This window comes from Sporosarcina sp. Y352 (assembly GCF_056786535.1).
The window spans coordinates 19,454-33,956 of the sequence record NZ_JBXCJE010000007.1 but is presented as its reverse complement, the minus strand read 5'-3'; the positions used below and the strand labels follow the sequence as shown (position 1 = coordinate 33,956).

At 42.7% G+C, this 14,503-nt stretch carries 15 protein-coding genes and 1 pseudogene; 9 read left to right on the top strand and 7 right to left on the bottom strand.

Annotated features, from left to right (window positions below):
• The first annotated feature begins 11 nt into the window (after positions 1-11).
• Positions 12-878 carry a glycerophosphodiester phosphodiesterase gene (locus tag AC1TO6_RS13120; RefSeq protein ID WP_482102062.1) on the top strand — a complete coding sequence of 289 codons (867 nt, stop codon included), beginning with the start codon at positions 12-14 and terminating at the stop codon, positions 876-878.
• A gap of 43 nt (positions 879-921) precedes the next feature.
• Here AC1TO6_RS13120 and yhfH (AC1TO6_RS13115) read toward each other — a convergent pair whose 3' ends face one another.
• The 4 genes from yhfH (AC1TO6_RS13115) to yhfH (AC1TO6_RS13100) form a co-directional block, all read right to left on the bottom strand.
• Entirely contained in the window at positions 922-1,047 is a 126-nt protein-coding gene (gene yhfH, locus AC1TO6_RS13115; protein WP_482102191.1) for a protein YhfH, read from the bottom strand.
• A gap of 78 nt (positions 1,048-1,125) precedes the next feature.
• Entirely contained in the window at positions 1,126-1,251 is a 126-nt protein-coding gene (gene yhfH / locus AC1TO6_RS13110; RefSeq protein ID WP_482102061.1) for a protein YhfH, read from the bottom strand.
• Between the two features lie 78 nt (positions 1,252-1,329).
• On the bottom strand, positions 1,330-1,455 hold the full coding sequence (gene yhfH, locus AC1TO6_RS13105) for a protein YhfH (protein WP_482102060.1): 126 nt from the start codon (positions 1,453-1,455) through the stop codon (positions 1,330-1,332).
• Between the two features lie 81 nt (positions 1,456-1,536).
• Positions 1,537-1,662, bottom strand: a complete 126-nt coding sequence (gene yhfH, locus AC1TO6_RS13100) for a protein YhfH (protein WP_482102059.1) — start codon at positions 1,660-1,662, stop codon at positions 1,537-1,539.
• A gap of 176 nt (positions 1,663-1,838) precedes the next feature.
• Between yhfH (AC1TO6_RS13100) and lplA the strand changes: the two genes are divergently transcribed.
• The 6 genes from lplA (at position 1,839) to AC1TO6_RS13070 (ending at position 9,571) form a co-directional block, all read left to right on the top strand.
• Positions 1,839-2,831: a lipoate--protein ligase gene (gene lplA / locus AC1TO6_RS13095; protein WP_482102058.1), complete on the top strand. Its 993-nt coding sequence runs from the start codon at positions 1,839-1,841 to the stop codon at positions 2,829-2,831.
• Between the two features lie 251 nt (positions 2,832-3,082).
• On the top strand, positions 3,083-3,787 hold the full coding sequence (locus tag AC1TO6_RS13090; RefSeq protein ID WP_482102057.1) for a winged helix-turn-helix domain-containing protein: 705 nt from the start codon (positions 3,083-3,085) through the stop codon (positions 3,785-3,787).
• On the top strand, positions 3,784-4,836 hold the full coding sequence (locus tag AC1TO6_RS13085; protein ID WP_482102056.1) for a sensor histidine kinase: 1,053 nt from the start codon (positions 3,784-3,786) through the stop codon (positions 4,834-4,836). Before AC1TO6_RS13090 ends, AC1TO6_RS13085 begins: the two co-directional genes overlap by 4 nt.
• Positions 4,787-5,569: an ABC transporter ATP-binding protein gene (locus AC1TO6_RS13080; RefSeq protein WP_482102055.1), complete on the top strand. Its 783-nt coding sequence runs from the start codon at positions 4,787-4,789 to the stop codon at positions 5,567-5,569. The genes AC1TO6_RS13085 and AC1TO6_RS13080 overlap by 50 nt, the downstream gene beginning before the upstream one ends.
• Positions 5,541-7,478 carry an FtsX-like permease family protein gene (locus AC1TO6_RS13075; protein ID WP_482102054.1) on the top strand — a complete coding sequence of 646 codons (1,938 nt, stop codon included), beginning with the start codon at positions 5,541-5,543 and terminating at the stop codon, positions 7,476-7,478. Before AC1TO6_RS13080 ends, AC1TO6_RS13075 begins: the two co-directional genes overlap by 29 nt.
• 539 nt (positions 7,479-8,017) lie before the next feature.
• The gene (locus AC1TO6_RS13070) at positions 8,018-9,571 is read left to right on the top strand and encodes a fatty acid--CoA ligase family protein (protein ID WP_482102053.1); all 1,554 of its coding nucleotides are present in this window, start codon (positions 8,018-8,020) and stop codon (positions 9,569-9,571) included.
• Positions 9,572-10,191: 620 nt separating this feature from the next.
• Here AC1TO6_RS13070 and AC1TO6_RS13065 read toward each other — a convergent pair.
• Entirely contained in the window at positions 10,192-10,389 is a 198-nt protein-coding gene (locus AC1TO6_RS13065) for a hypothetical protein (protein WP_482102052.1), read from the bottom strand.
• Between the two features lie 356 nt (positions 10,390-10,745).
• On the opposite strand from AC1TO6_RS13065, the gene AC1TO6_RS13060 reads away from it, so the two are divergent.
• Positions 10,746-11,903, top strand: coding sequence for a DHH family phosphoesterase (locus AC1TO6_RS13060; protein ID WP_482102051.1), 1,158 nt, complete (start codon positions 10,746-10,748; stop codon positions 11,901-11,903).
• An 868-nt stretch (positions 11,904-12,771) separates the two neighbouring features.
• Here AC1TO6_RS13060 and AC1TO6_RS13055 read toward each other — a convergent pair.
• Positions 12,772-13,056, bottom strand: coding sequence for a hypothetical protein (locus tag AC1TO6_RS13055; RefSeq protein ID WP_482102203.1), 285 nt, complete (start codon positions 13,054-13,056; stop codon positions 12,772-12,774).
• Positions 13,057-13,063: 7 nt separating this feature from the next.
• Positions 13,064-13,120 (bottom strand): annotated as a pseudogene (locus tag AC1TO6_RS13050) (hypothetical protein); the annotation flags it as partial.
• A 225-nt stretch (positions 13,121-13,345) separates the two neighbouring features.
• Between AC1TO6_RS13050 and AC1TO6_RS13045 the strand changes: the two are divergent.
• The gene (locus AC1TO6_RS13045; protein WP_482102050.1) at positions 13,346-14,437 is read left to right on the top strand and encodes a CotH kinase family protein; all 1,092 of its coding nucleotides are present in this window, start codon (positions 13,346-13,348) and stop codon (positions 14,435-14,437) included.
• Positions 14,438-14,503: the final 66 nt, after the last annotated feature.

The following is a 14,503-nucleotide window of genomic DNA, read 5'->3' as shown; positions in this document are numbered from 1 at the left end:
TAGGAAAGAGAATGAAGAAACGTACATGGGGAGTAGGATTAATACTTACTGTGCTGTTGTTGGGTGGTTGTGGAAAAGGGAAAGCAGAAGTGGGTCTGACGTCAAATGGGGATTTCCTCATTATCGCGCATCGCGGGGCCTCGGCTTACGTAGCGGAAAACACACTGGCATCTTATGAGTTGGCGGAGGACCTGGATGCAGACTATATTGAACTTGATATTCATCTGACACAAGACGGCCAGCTAGCTGTTATGCATGACGCAGACGTTACCGGAACGACAGAAGGTAGCGGTGAGGTTGCTGAATTGACGCTTGCAGAGCTAAAAGAGCTGTCTGCGAACTTCCGACGCGATGATAAGAAGATGCGGGCTGTAGATGGTCCATCCGATGAATACGCTGTACCAACACTCGGCGAAGTGTTTGGGCAATTCGGGGAAAACATGGGTTTCATTATTGAATTGAAAGACCCGAAAGACTATCCCGGAATTGAACAAAAGCTAATCGATGTCTTGAAAGAATATGACATGGTTGGGGTTAGGGAAGACGGGCGCACGAAAGTGGCGATTCAGTCATTTAGTGAAAAAGGATTAAAGCAAATTTATGAACTAAATCAGGACATTCCTCTCCTACAACTCATTTCGTTTGATGAAGATGAAGAAGCAAAGTTATCGAAAAAAGAAGTGGAAAAACTGCTGCCCTACGCTTCAGGGATAGGCATTACTTATGAAGCGTTAAGCGCGCCATTCATTAAAGAAATGCATGACGAAGGACTGGCCGTTTACGCATACACCATCATTGATGCTGAAACCGCATTGAAAATGAAAGCAATCGGTGCAAATGGAATTCACACAGATCGTCCTGACATACTCGAAAAATAAAAAAACAGCAATAGAGGTTGAGCTCCACGGCTGTTTTCACGTTTTAAAGGATATTACAATCATTACATTTGTTACCGTAGCATTCATGTTGCTCTTCGATTTCATTTCCGCATGTTGTACAAATCTTAGCAGGCAAGTTTTTAAAAAATTCGATGACATTTTCAAGCATATTCATTCTCTCCTTCCTCTATTGTATTAGTACTAATTTATTTTTTATATTTGTAATAGTACAGGTTGTATAAAAAAATTAAAGGATATTACAAGAATCACATTTGTTGCCGTAGCATTCGTGCTGCTCTTCGATTTCATTTCCGCAAGATGTACAAACTTTAGCAGGTAGGTTTTTAAAAAATTCGATGACATTTTCAAGCATATTGATTCTCTCCTTCCTCTATTGTATTAGTACTAATTTATTTTTTATATTTGTAATAGTACAGGTTGTATAAAAAAATTAAAGGATATTACAAGAATCACATTTGTTGCCGTAGCATTCGTGCTGCTCTTCGATTTCATTTCCGCAAGATGTACAAACTTTAGCAGGTAGGTTCTTGAAAAACTCGATAACATTTTCAATCATAGCTAATTTCCTCCATTTCTAACTGTATTAGTTTTAAATTAATTAATTAAAGTGTGATAGTACAGGTGTTGCAAAAAAAAGTTACAGTATATTGCAATTGTCGCATTTGTTACTGTAGCACTCGTGTTGTTCTTCAATTTCATTCCCGCATGTCGTACAAACTTTAGCAGGTAGATTTTTGAAAAACTCGATTACATTCTGAATCATATTTTCATTCTCCCTTCCAAATTTGTACTAGAACTAAATCTGTTATTAGTAGTGTATTATAACAGTGGTTAGAATGTCAAGGCATTTTTTATTTAATTCTGAAAAGTTCTAGATGAGGTCATCTCGGCGTGAAAATGATAAAATAGATAGGAAGCTATTTATAGGGAGCGATAACTATGCATTTCATTGATAATAAAGGGATTACAGATCCACATATCAACTTGGCAATAGAAGAGTATGTGCTTAAGAATATGGATATTGAAAAAGATTCATTTTTGCTGTTCTATATCAACGAGCCGTCCATCATCGTCGGTAAAAACCAGAATACGGTTGAAGAGATTGACACGGAATACGTGGAGGCAAATGGGATTCATGTTGTTCGCCGTCTATCAGGCGGGGGCGCAGTTTACCATGATTTAGGCAACTTGAATTATAGCTTCCTCACAAAAGACGACGGGGAATCATTCCGCAACTTTAAGAAAGTTACAGAACCAATCGTTCATGCACTAGCAGAAATGGGTGTCAAAGCCGAACTTCTCGGACGCAATGACATTCTAGTGGAGGGGCGTAAAGTTTCCGGTAACGCACAGTTTTCAACGAATGGCCGTATGTTCAGCCATGGAACGTTGATGTTTGATACAGAAATTGAGCGGGTTGTTTCAGCGCTGAAGGTACGAAAAGATAAAATCGAATCAAAAGGCATCAAATCAATTCGCAGCCGTGTCGCAAATATTTCTGAATTCCTCGAGGAACCTATGACGATTGAACAGTTCCGACTGGAAATCCTAAAATCGATTTTCGGCGGCGAAGAAAAAATCCAGTATTTGGAGCTAACGGACGAGGATTGGGACAACATTCGAAAACTTTCTGAGGAACGCTATGCGAACTGGGATTGGAACTACGGTAAATCACCGAAGTTCAACATGCAGCATTCACACCGTTTCCCGGTAGGCGGCATCGATGTCCGCATCCAAGTGAAGAAAGGTATCATGGAAGACATCCACATTTTCGGCGACTTTTTCGGTGTCGGAGAAGTGAAGGTAATCGAAGAAAGCTTGAAAGGCGTCCAGTATGAAAGACAAGCAATCAGCGAAGCACTTGCACCGATTGACATTCCCACATACCTCGGGGGCATAACGAAAGAAGAATTTCTCCAATTAATTTATTGATACATTCACAAGCCTGACACACAGTCAGGCTTTTTTTGTGGGATAAATTCTTGATAACCAGATCTCTCGCGTGCGGCTGCCCGACCTGCGCCGGTGACCGCCCGACTCGTGTCCTTGACCGCTCAATCCGCGCGTGTGACCGCCCGAACCACACCCCCAACCACCGAAAAATATCCAATTCCCATTAGCCTTCCAACCACCATAGCTATTTTTGCGCTATAATATAGGGAACAATGAAAGGGGATGGGTCGATGGAAAAACACCGTATATTCATCGTGGAAGACGATAAGAAAATTTCGCAATTACTAGCAGATACCTTAAGGAAATACCAATACGAAGTAGCAATTGTCGAAGATTTCGACCGAGTCACCGAAGAAAGTCTAGCGTTTGAGCCGCATCTTATTTTACTTGACATTAATCTGCCATCCTATGACGGCTATTATTGGTGTCGCCAACTTCGCCAACAAACTACGTGTCCTATACTATTCATTTCAGCGCGATCTGGTGACATGGATCAGGTATTTGCATTGGAAAATGGCGGGGATGATTTCATCACGAAACCTTTCCATTATGAAATTGTCCTTGCCAAAATACGGAGTCATCTGCGCAGAACGTTTGGCGAATATGCACCGAATCAATCTGAGCGTACCGTGAAAGCGGGATTGCTGACAGTTTATATTGAACGGATGGAATTGCATGTTCGAGAAAATGTCGTTCCGCTACAGAAAAAAGAGTGCGTCATTCTCGAGATGCTGATAGATGCCTCTCCTAAAGTAGTGTCACGGGAAAATTTACTCGAAGAATTATGGGACGACCAGTCTTTTGTCGATGAAAACACATTGAATGTCAATATGACGCGGGTACGGAAAAAACTGGCGGATTATGGTGTTAAATCCTCCATCGAAACGGTACGTGGGGCAGGCTATCGCTTCTTGTTGGATCCTGAAGAATCATGAAGAAACTGAAATTATTCCTGAAAGAACATGTATCGTTCCTTATTTTTCAAGGGATTCTGATGCTGTTCATTATGTTGCTTTATTGGCTTGACGGCTTCCGCAATTTCAACACGGCAGTCTATTCAATCAGCATGAGTATGTTATTGACCGGCGGTTACTTGTTGAGTAAATTCATTATGAGACGTTCCTTTTACGATGCAATCACGCGTAAACCGACAAAAATGGAAGACGCACTAATCCGTCATGCGCATGCACCTGAAAACAGGCAAACAACTGAATTCACGCGTGAATTGTACAAGTTGTATCAAAACGAAGTACAACAGCTATATGCGGCACAACATCGGCAACTTCATTTTATGAACCAATGGGTGCATCAGATGAAAACACCGATATCGGTCATGGGTCTCCTACTAGAGGAGAAGGATAACCTAGACCGAAACAGCATTGCTGAAGAAGTTGAGAAAATTCGGCGTGGACTCGATTCAGTTCTTGTGAATGCACGACTTGAAACATTTGAGCAAGATATGCAAATTGAACGGGTTGGTTTGAAGAAAATAGTGCAGGAAATCGTAACGGAACATAAGCGGTTGTTCATTGCGAACGGTGTATTTCCGGTTATTTCAATAGATGATCAATTTCTGGTTGCCACAGATGTGAAGTGGATGAAAATCGTAATTGGCCAGTTCATTACCAATGCGGTGAAATATACATTTGATGAAGGTAAGAAAGTTCATTTTACCGCAGCATGTACGGGCCATGGGCTGAAATTGACAATTCGGGATGAAGGAATCGGAATCCCTTCTTCAGACTTGAACCGCGTGACGAAGGCTTTCTTCACAGGTGAAAACGGGCGGCTGACGGGTGAATCGACGGGCATGGGGCTTTATATTGCGTTGGAAGTATGCAATCGACTTGGTCATCCGCTGTCCATTGAATCGGAGAAAGGAATCGGGACAACAGTGACGGTGTTATTTGAAAATGGAGAGGCGGGGGAGACGGATGAAGCGGAAGGCAATCGTGGAACTGGCGGAAGTGACGAAAATTTATGAAGGAAAAGTAATGCACCGGGCATTGAACCGTCTCGATTTTGAAGTGGAAGAAGGGGAATTCGTTGCAGTGATGGGCCCTTCTGGAAGTGGGAAAACGACGTTGTTGAACTTAATTTCTACAATTACGTTGCCGACATACGGAAGTCTGATAATCAATGGAATCGAACCAGAGGCTTTAAAGCAAAATGACTTGGCTTTATTCAGAAGGCGCAATCTGGGGTTTGTCTTCCAGGATATCAATCTGCTCCAAACGTTGACGGTGGAAGAAAACCTAGTGTTACCGCTAACGCTCGATGGTTTACCTGTTTCAGAAATGGAGAGACGCATCGCTGGAGTTGCGGAATCGCTCGGTTTGAAAGACATCTTGAACCGCAGACCTGATGAGTTGTCGGGAGGACAGGCACAGCGAACGGCAATTGGCAGAGCGCTTATTCATAAGCCGAAAATCATTCTGGCAGATGAGCCTACGGGGAATTTAGATTCGAAGTCTGCGAAAGATGTGCTCGAATTGCTGAGTCATATCAATAAAATGGAACAGACGACAGTTATTATGGTAACGCATGATCCCATTGCCGCCAGTTTTTGTGATCGAGTGCTATTCATCAAAGACGGCGAATTTTTCAATGAAATCTATAAAGATGAAAGACGTCAAACATTTTTCCAACGAATCTTGAACGTCTTGTCTCTTCTCGGAGGGAATGTCCATGACCTTTCGTCAGTTCGCTTACCGTAATGTCGTTCGGAATAGACGCATTTACGCTGCATTTTTCATGGCAAGTGTATTTTCCGTTATGGTATTTTTCTTGTACTCAATGCTGTTGTTTCATCCATCCATAGAGGACCGATTTGTGCAGGAAATCGCTATCATGGGGATGAGTATAGCTGAAATTGTATTGTATATTTTTACAGTATTTTTCTTGTTTTATTCGATGCGGGCATTTTTACAAGCGAGGTCAAAGGAGTTCGGCATACTGCTCCATTTAGGCATGGCAAAGCGGCAATTGCACCGTCTGATTTTCACTGAAACGATGATCATTGGTGTTGCTTCCATTGTGGCAGGAACCATTCTTGGGTATATGTTTTCGAAATTTTTCTTTATGATTATACGAGAAATCGTTCTCTTGCCAGCTTTGCCTCTTTACTTTTCATGGGAACCATTTGCACTGACGATTGGTGCTTTCTTAAGTCTGTTTGTAATCATTTCTTACGTTGCACCTGTTTTCATTCGAACAGGAGATATTGCGGAACTTATACAGGAAGTTCCAAATTCAGGAAATAAAAGCGTTTACGGCTATTCGAAAACCCGTGGCTATTTGGGGTTGCTGTTTCTAGCGATGTCATATGCAATGGCTGCCTCAACAGCGAATTCTGTCGTAATCGGATTGATTTTTTTCCTGCCGCCACTCGCGACAATTGGAACGTTCTACTTTTTCACGGATTCTTTGCCATTATTGCTACATAAGCTTCGCAATCGAAAAAAACTATATTGGCATCATTACTGGCTATTGTCCATTTCAGAAGGCGTCGTTCGGCTGCGTGAAAATGCGCGCATGTTTTTCATCGTAACAATGGTCTCCACGATAGCGTTCATGTCGGTCGGCGCACTTGCATCGCTCACTTCGTTTGCTTCCCAGTACCGGGAAATGCATCCACTGGGGCTTGTGTATAAGAGTCAGCAAGGGAACGACCTTGAGAGTAAGCATATTGAACAACTTGTCGACGAATTGAATACGAACCAAATCGACTATTCGCTTATCCGGTTTCAAGTTATCCATCAGTTGTCGACGTTCACGGAGAACACCGTTGCGATATTGAAGTTGTCCAATGTCAATATGCTTGCCGCTTCGTTCGGTTATTCGGCGATTGAGTTGGATGAAGGAGAGGCTGTTTTCCTTCCACCCTCCGTTTCATCTTATGATCAGCTGAAAGACCGTAAAGTAGAGACCCTTCTCAAGAATAGTAATGTAGATGTCAGAATTACCGGAGCATATCCACATCAATTGTTTTCCTCTTATTCCATTGCAACGAATGCCATCATATTGAATGACACCGATTATGAATATGTGTCGGATAGTGGATATATGAAGGGGTTAGAGCCATTTTCTTACTACGCTTTTAACGTCCCTGATTGGCAAAATACAAAGGAAATTGGGTTATCAATTAATGCGAAAGTTACGGAATCATTCCTGTTGGGGGATTCGGACTTGTTGTATTCATTTGAAAATCCTGGCTTGAACTATTCGGGGATTCGCACGACATTTTCACTGCTGCTGTTCATCGGATTATTGCTTGCAGCCGTTTTCTTCCTGGCCGCCGGAAGCTTCATTTATTTCAGGCTGTATACTTCACTTGAACGTGATCGTAAACAATTCGACGTGCTGCGGCGCATGGGAATCACAGATCGCGAAATTAAGAAAATCGTCAACCGACAATTAATCCCACAGTTTTTCTTCCCATGGAGTGTCGCGTTGGTCCATAGTTCGTTCGCTTTTCTAACCCTACAGGTGATCTGGGATGCGCTTGCCGAAATTTCCATTGTAAAAGAATTGGTTCTCGTTCTGGTAGGCTTCACACTTATGCAACTGGCTTATTTCTATTTAATTCGCTGGCGCTACTTGGCACATATAAAAGCACAGGGATGAAGTTGAGTTTTTTATTTTTTGATAAATTATTTTGTCTAGCTCCGCCAGCCCGTCTTATGCCTGTCGCATCTTAACGGCTGCTGGAGCTTTTCGAGTGTCTAGCTGCAGCGCCTAGGGGCTCGGGTCATAAGCCAGCTTGGCTGTGCGGGAAGGCACCGCGTCGCCAATCCGTCTTATGCCTGTCGCATCTTAACGGCTGCTGGAGCTTTTCGAGTGTCTAGCTGCAGCGCCTAGGGGCTCGGGTCATAAGCCAGCTTGGCTGTGCGGGAAGGCACCGCGTCGCCAATCCGTCTTATGCCTGTCGCCCCTGAACAGGCGCTTCCGCTTTTTGAGTGTCTAGCTTCAGCGGCCAGATGCTCGGGTCGCTTCGGTCTTGAAGTGAATGGCAAAGAGCGCCATTCTCTTCAAGCCCTCCAGCGCCTGTCGCATCTAAACGGCCGCTTCCGCTTTTCGTGGATTGATTTGTCTGAACTTTTCTTATATAATGATTATGACAGGGGAATGAATGGTCATTCATTTAATTGAAAGGGGATGAAAGTATGAATTTAGTTACACGTGTGCGCGAAACTGCAATGACACAGCCTGAAAAAGCGGCTTATCACTTCATGGGGAAAGATACTTCATATGCAGAATTCGATCAATCCGTGTCCATGTTCGCATCTGCGCTTCAAGGACTTGGCATCGAAAAAGGGGATCATGTTGCATTTCTTCTAGGCAATACACCACATTTCCTAATTTCGCTCTACGCAACAATGCGAATCGGTGCTACGGCGATTCCCGTCAATCCGATTTACACGCCAGACGAAATTTCTTATATCTTACACAATAGTGACGCCAAAGCAGTCATTGCGCTTGACCTTCTGCTGCCACTTGTTGAGCAGGCGGCCGGAGTATTCCCGACTGTTGCGCATTATGTAATCTGTGAAACGGTTTCAGAAACACCAGCGAATATTGCATTATTGCCGGAAGCAGTGAAGTCGAAAGTTCGTTCATTCTCACAGCTCATTGCAACAGGTGCACCAAACCTTGAGCCCGTTTCTGTTGATGAAAATGAAACCGCTATCATCCTTTATACATCAGGTACAACAGGTCACCCGAAAGGCGCGATGCTGACACATGGAAACTTGTACTCGAACGCACGCGACGTTGCGGATTACCTCGATTTCTCGGAAAACGACCGCGTTGTCGCTACGCTTCCGGTATTCCACGTCTTTGCACTGACAGTTGTCGTCAACGCGCCACTTGTGAAGGGAGCTACAATTTTGCTAGTTCCGCGCTTCAATCCAGCGGAAATTTTCAATATCGTGAAGGAACAAAAAGCTACAATCTTTGCGGCTGTACCGACAATGTACAACTTCCTTTATCAGTATCCGGAAGGCAATCCGTCTGATTTCGAGACCGTAAGGACGACAATATCCGGTGGATCCGCGTTGCCGGTTGCATTGCTTCACAATTTTGAAGAGAAATTCAATGTGAGGATTTCAGAAGGATACGGATTATCTGAAGCATCACCCGTAACATGTTTTAACCCGCATGACCGTGAGCGTATTCCAGGCTCAATTGGGACAAATATCGTCAACGTTGAAAACAAAGTCGTCGATGAGCTAGGCAATGAAGTCGCGGATGGCGAAGTCGGCGAATTAATTGTGCGCGGACCAAACGTGATGAAAGGCTATTATAAAATGCCCGAAGAAACGGAGTCCGCTATCCGCGACGGATGGTTGTATACAGGGGATATGGCTAAACGTGATGCCAATGGCTACTTCTACATCGTTGACCGTAAGAAGGACCTCGTTATCGTAGGCGGATACAACGTCTATCCACGTGAAGTCGAAGAAGTATTATTCACTCACCGTGATATCGTAGAGGCAGCGGTGATTGGCTTGCCAAATCCAGATTTCGGCGAAGCGGTTCATGCGTTTGTTGTATTGAAAGAAGGCGTCAAACCTGACCAAGCATCGCTAATTGCATTCTGCGCGGCCCGTCTAGCGAAGTATAAAATACCGAAACAAATCGAATTTTTAGATGAACTGCCGAAAAACACAACCGGTAAAATACTAAGGCGTTCACTGAAAGACCAAGTGAGACTGTAAATGATGGAGCCTTCTCGAAGTTATATGGAAGCCACTTAAAAACGTACATTTACCTAAATTAAAGCGACGACATTGTGTTCGATTTTGAACGAAATGTCGTCGCTTTCTTTCTTGTAGAAGTTTGATAATGCACCTTCTTAAATAGACCACAAAGCGCCGAAGTGCTATTAGCAGGAAATTTAATTCATTTCATGTATCAAGACTTTTTCAGTAGTTGCTTCTGTCATCGCTTCGCTCATTACATGAATTACAGCGATTTCGCCCTGAACGTTTCTGTTCTGAATCCGTGCGGGTGCTGTTCAGACGTTGGCGACCGCAGGCAGGGCGTCGATTATTCAACTTGCGCTGTCTGTCGCGATACGCCTGTTGATACATAGAGTTGTCATCCTCTTCGTGAAAGTGTGACATGAGTAAACCTCCTTCCCGGGTAGTTGAGAAAGGAGGTTTAATCGATTATGGCTTATTGCAAAATCCTTCTCTTACCTTAACGTACGCAGTTGTACCAAAGGGGGAGGAGACAAATGCGTACACTCAAAAAATACTTATGCGTGGAGAGAGTAAACGGATTTGTATTAAATCGGAGTCTTATAAGTAACCAGCTAAGTCTCACTACACTGTTCTTAGTATTTGTTCTTGCTCCTATAATTCCTGCGGTTTCTGGTATCCTTGCTAGAAGTGGTTTGATAGCGTGAATTCCGGCGATATTTGTCTACGTTTCTTTGTTTATCACGAGGATCCTGCGCCATTAAGTTATCTAACCCCACGCGATCTATTTTACGCTTCACTTTTTGTATTTCATCTTCAAAAAATAGTGACATGTCCACCCTCCTTTCATGCTTATTGAGTGAAAGGAGATAGAGGCAATGGTCAATTTACACCTTAAACTTCTTGCGTATTCCTCTCTTCTTACAGTACGTGGTTGTACCAACAAGAGTAGAGACGAATGCGTATACTTTTAAAGTAAATATTATTTTGGAGGAATGTAATTCTAACGTACTCTTAATTCGCAATGAAAATCATTGTCAACTACAATAGAGAAGGGTAAGTATATTGCATTAAAGACGTCGGCCTAAAAGTGGGTTGACTTTTTTTATTGTCTATTAAATGCAGATTCTTGAATTTGTAGCAATAAGTTTGCCCTTTTAAAACCATACTGAATGAAGAGGTGAGAAAGATGTATAAATTGTTATCACATAATGACCTAGATGGCGTCGGATGCGGTATTTTAGCAAAGCTTGCTTTTGGTAAGCAAGTAAAAGTTCGCTACAATTCCGTTTCTGGGCTCGATCGTGAAGTTGAGGGGTTTCTTGAAAACAATGATTTAGAAATGGGTTTGTTCATCACGGATTTATCCGTTAATGAGGAAAATGAAAAAAAGCTAGATGTCTTTTACAAAAATGGCGGGAAAGTACTCCTGTTAGACCACCACAAAACGGCTCTGTCTTTTAACGAGTATGAGTGGGGACGAGTGATTGTTGAGGATGAAGATGGAAAATTAACATCTGCGACATCTTTGTTTTACGATTATCTGGTGACGCAACAACTATTAGATCCCACAAACGCTGTAGCTGAATTTGTTGAGCTCGTTAGGCAGTACGATACGTGGGAATGGGAGAAAAATGAAAACCATCAAGCGCAGCGACTGAATGCTCTTTTCTATCTAATAACGATTGAGGAATTTGAAGAGAAAATGATAGAACGGCTAACAACTAGTGAACAATTCCAGTTTGACGCGTTTGAAATTAAATTACTGGATATGGAAGACAATAAAATTGAACGATACATCCGTCGAAAACGCCGAGAACTCGTTCAGACGCAAACGGATGGCCTTTATGCAGGCATCGTTTACGCGGAATCGTATCACTCTGAGCTTGGCAATGAACTTGGCAAAGAATACCCGCATCTGGATTATATCGCGATATTAAATGTTGGTGGAAAACGAGTAAGTTTCCGAACAATCCATAACCATGTTGACGTGTCTGAGGTAGCAGGCTCTTTTGGAGGCGGCGGACACGCAAAAGCATCCGGCTGCTCTTTAACCAAAGAAGCTTATCAACTTTTTGTAGCAGAAACATTTCACTTGGATAGATTACGTGAGGATTCGAAAGGGAATCGCCATAACCTGAAAAGGTCATCGTACGGCTCACTTTATCAAAACAGGCAGAAAGAACTCTTTCTTCTGTATCCCATCAATGAGACAGAGTGGGCGATTGAAGAGACAACTTTTTCAAGTTTTGAAGAAGGAGAAAATCACTTGAAAAGGAACCAAGAAGCTTGGCTTGTCCAAGATGATGTGTTCGTGAGCTATCTAATGGAACGAGCAAGAAAATAAATTCCAACATAAAACCCTTTCCGCAAATGGAAAGGGTTTTACGTTTTATTCGGTGGAACTCTAAATACCTTAGTTGATAGGTATTTAATACCTGCGATTCCTTAATTGCAGCAATTACGTTTTCTTCTACCAGTAAGTCCTTGATTCCTAGAAGTACGTCTTTGATTCCTAGAAGTACATCGCTTTCTAGAAGTACGTCTTTGGTTCCTAGAAGTACATCTTTGATTCCTAGAAGTACGTCTTTGGTTCCTAGAAGTACATCTTTGATTCCTAGAAGTGCGTCGCTTTCTAGAAGTACGTCGTTTTCTACTAGTAAATCGTTGGTTAAAGAGATTGCCTCTTTGCGCAGCCAAAATCTTTTCATCTGCAAAAGTACGCATGTTTCTGACGGTTCGCCTGCGAGACGTGCACCGTTTTCTGCTAGTACGATTTTGGTTCCTAGTATCGCGCGTGCCTCTGACAGTTCGTCTGCGAGATGTGCACCGTTTTCTGCTAGTACGATTTTGGTTCCTAGTATCGCGCGTGCCTCTGACAGTTCGCCTGCGAGAAGTGCATCGTTTTCTGCTAGTACGGTTTTGGTTCCTAGTATCGCGCGTGCCTCTGACGGTTCGCCTGCGAGACGTGCACCGTTTTCTGCTAGTACGGTTTTGGTTCATTTTATCGCGCGTGCCTCTGACAGTTCGTCTGCGAGACGTGCACCGTTTTCTGCTAGTACGGTTTTGGTTCATTTTATCGCGCGTGCCTCTGACAGTTCGTCTGTGAGATGTGCATCGTTTTCTGCTAGTACGGTTTTGGTTCATTTTATCGCGCGTGCCTCTGACAGTTCGTCTGCGAGATGTGCATCGTTTTCTGCTAGTGCGGTTTTGGTTCATTTTATCGCGCGTGCCTCTGACAGTTCGTCTGCGAGACGTGCATCGTTTTCTGCTAGTACGGTTTTGGTTCCTAGTATCGCGCGTGCCTCTGACAGTTCGCCTGCGAGACGTGCATCGTTTTCTGCTAGTACGGTTTTGGTTCCGTGTATCGCGTGTGCCTCTGACGGTTCGTCTGCGAGACGTGCATCGTTTTCTGCTAGTTCGCCGTTGTTTCCTAGTATCGCGCGTGTCTCTGACAGTTCGATGTTTGTTGCTACGAGGATCTTGATACATGAAATCATCTAACCCCAAGCGATCAGCTTTTTCAACCGCTCTTTCTATTTCATTCGAATAAAATATTGACATATCTATACCTCCCTTCTTCTTTGTTTTGAGAAAGGGAATCGAAATGGCTCTTGATTGAAACATTTCGGATTTGTAGTAATTTCCTTCTCTCCCCTCAAGGTACGTCAGTGAATCGAAAGGGATAGAGTCAAGTGCGTATAAGGTTAAAATAATTATTCTTTACATAGGAAACATCTTTGATATCCCTTCATAGGAATAGGGTAACGATGAAGGGAAAGGATTCGCATGAAGAAGGATATGAAACTACCTGAATACCGGCTTTTTATTCACCCTCTCGAATTAAGTGAAATTCGTAAAGACATTTGGATTGATGATCCAGTTCAAGCAAAGCTCACGATTAACGAGAAAAAGTTAGATATTGATATTGCATACCGTGGATCCCATATTCGTGGATTTCCCAAAAAATCATTTCAAGTCACTTTTTATAAACCGGCGCTGTATCGAAATACAAAGACCATCCATTTAAACGCAGAATATAAGGATCCATCACTGCTAAGAAATAAATTGTCTTTTGATTTTTTCAATGAAATTGGTTGTCTCTCTCCAAAGTCTCAATTTGTGTTTTTGAAGATAAATGGTAAAAACGAAGGGCTCTATCTGGAACTAGAGTCAGTGGATGAACACTTCCTCTCGAATCGGAAATTACCTTTAGGGCCTATTTTTTATGCAGTGAATGGGGATGCCAATTTTTCATTAATGAGTGATCTTGATAAAGAAGTAAAAAAGTCTCTCGCGTTTGGTTATGAATTAAAATGGGGAACAGCGCAGGATGAACAAACAGTACACGATATGATATTGAAGATTAATACGATTCCGAGGGAAGAATTTGAAAGTGAAATAGTTAATTATGTGAATGTTGAGAAGTATCTTTGCTGGTTAGCTGGCGTCGTATTTACCCAAAACTTTGATGGCTTTGTTCATAACTATGCACTTTACCAGAACGGAGAATCGGGGTTATTTGAAGTCATACCTTGGGATTATGATGCAACATGGGGCAGGGATGTTAACGGGGAAGTGATGGAGGAGGATTATTTAAGGATAGAAGGCTTCAATACACTAACCGCGCGAATTCTCGATGTGAAAACATTTCGAGATCGCTATAAGAATAAATTAGAAGAAATTTTGAGCAACCAGTTTACTGTGGAAAATTTGAAGCCGAAAATAGATAGTATGCATGCATTGATTAGGCCGTATCTATTGAAAGATCCATATAAGAAAGACAGTATCGCTATTTTTGATAAGGAGCCTGCTTATATCATCGATTTTATTGAAGCACGGGCGGCCTATATTAAGGGTCAATTGGCGGGATTCAAGTAGGCAGGTAGTGTTTTAAGGTGCGATTTCCTTCAATCCCGTTGATTTCCGTTCCGAGCGGACGCTTTC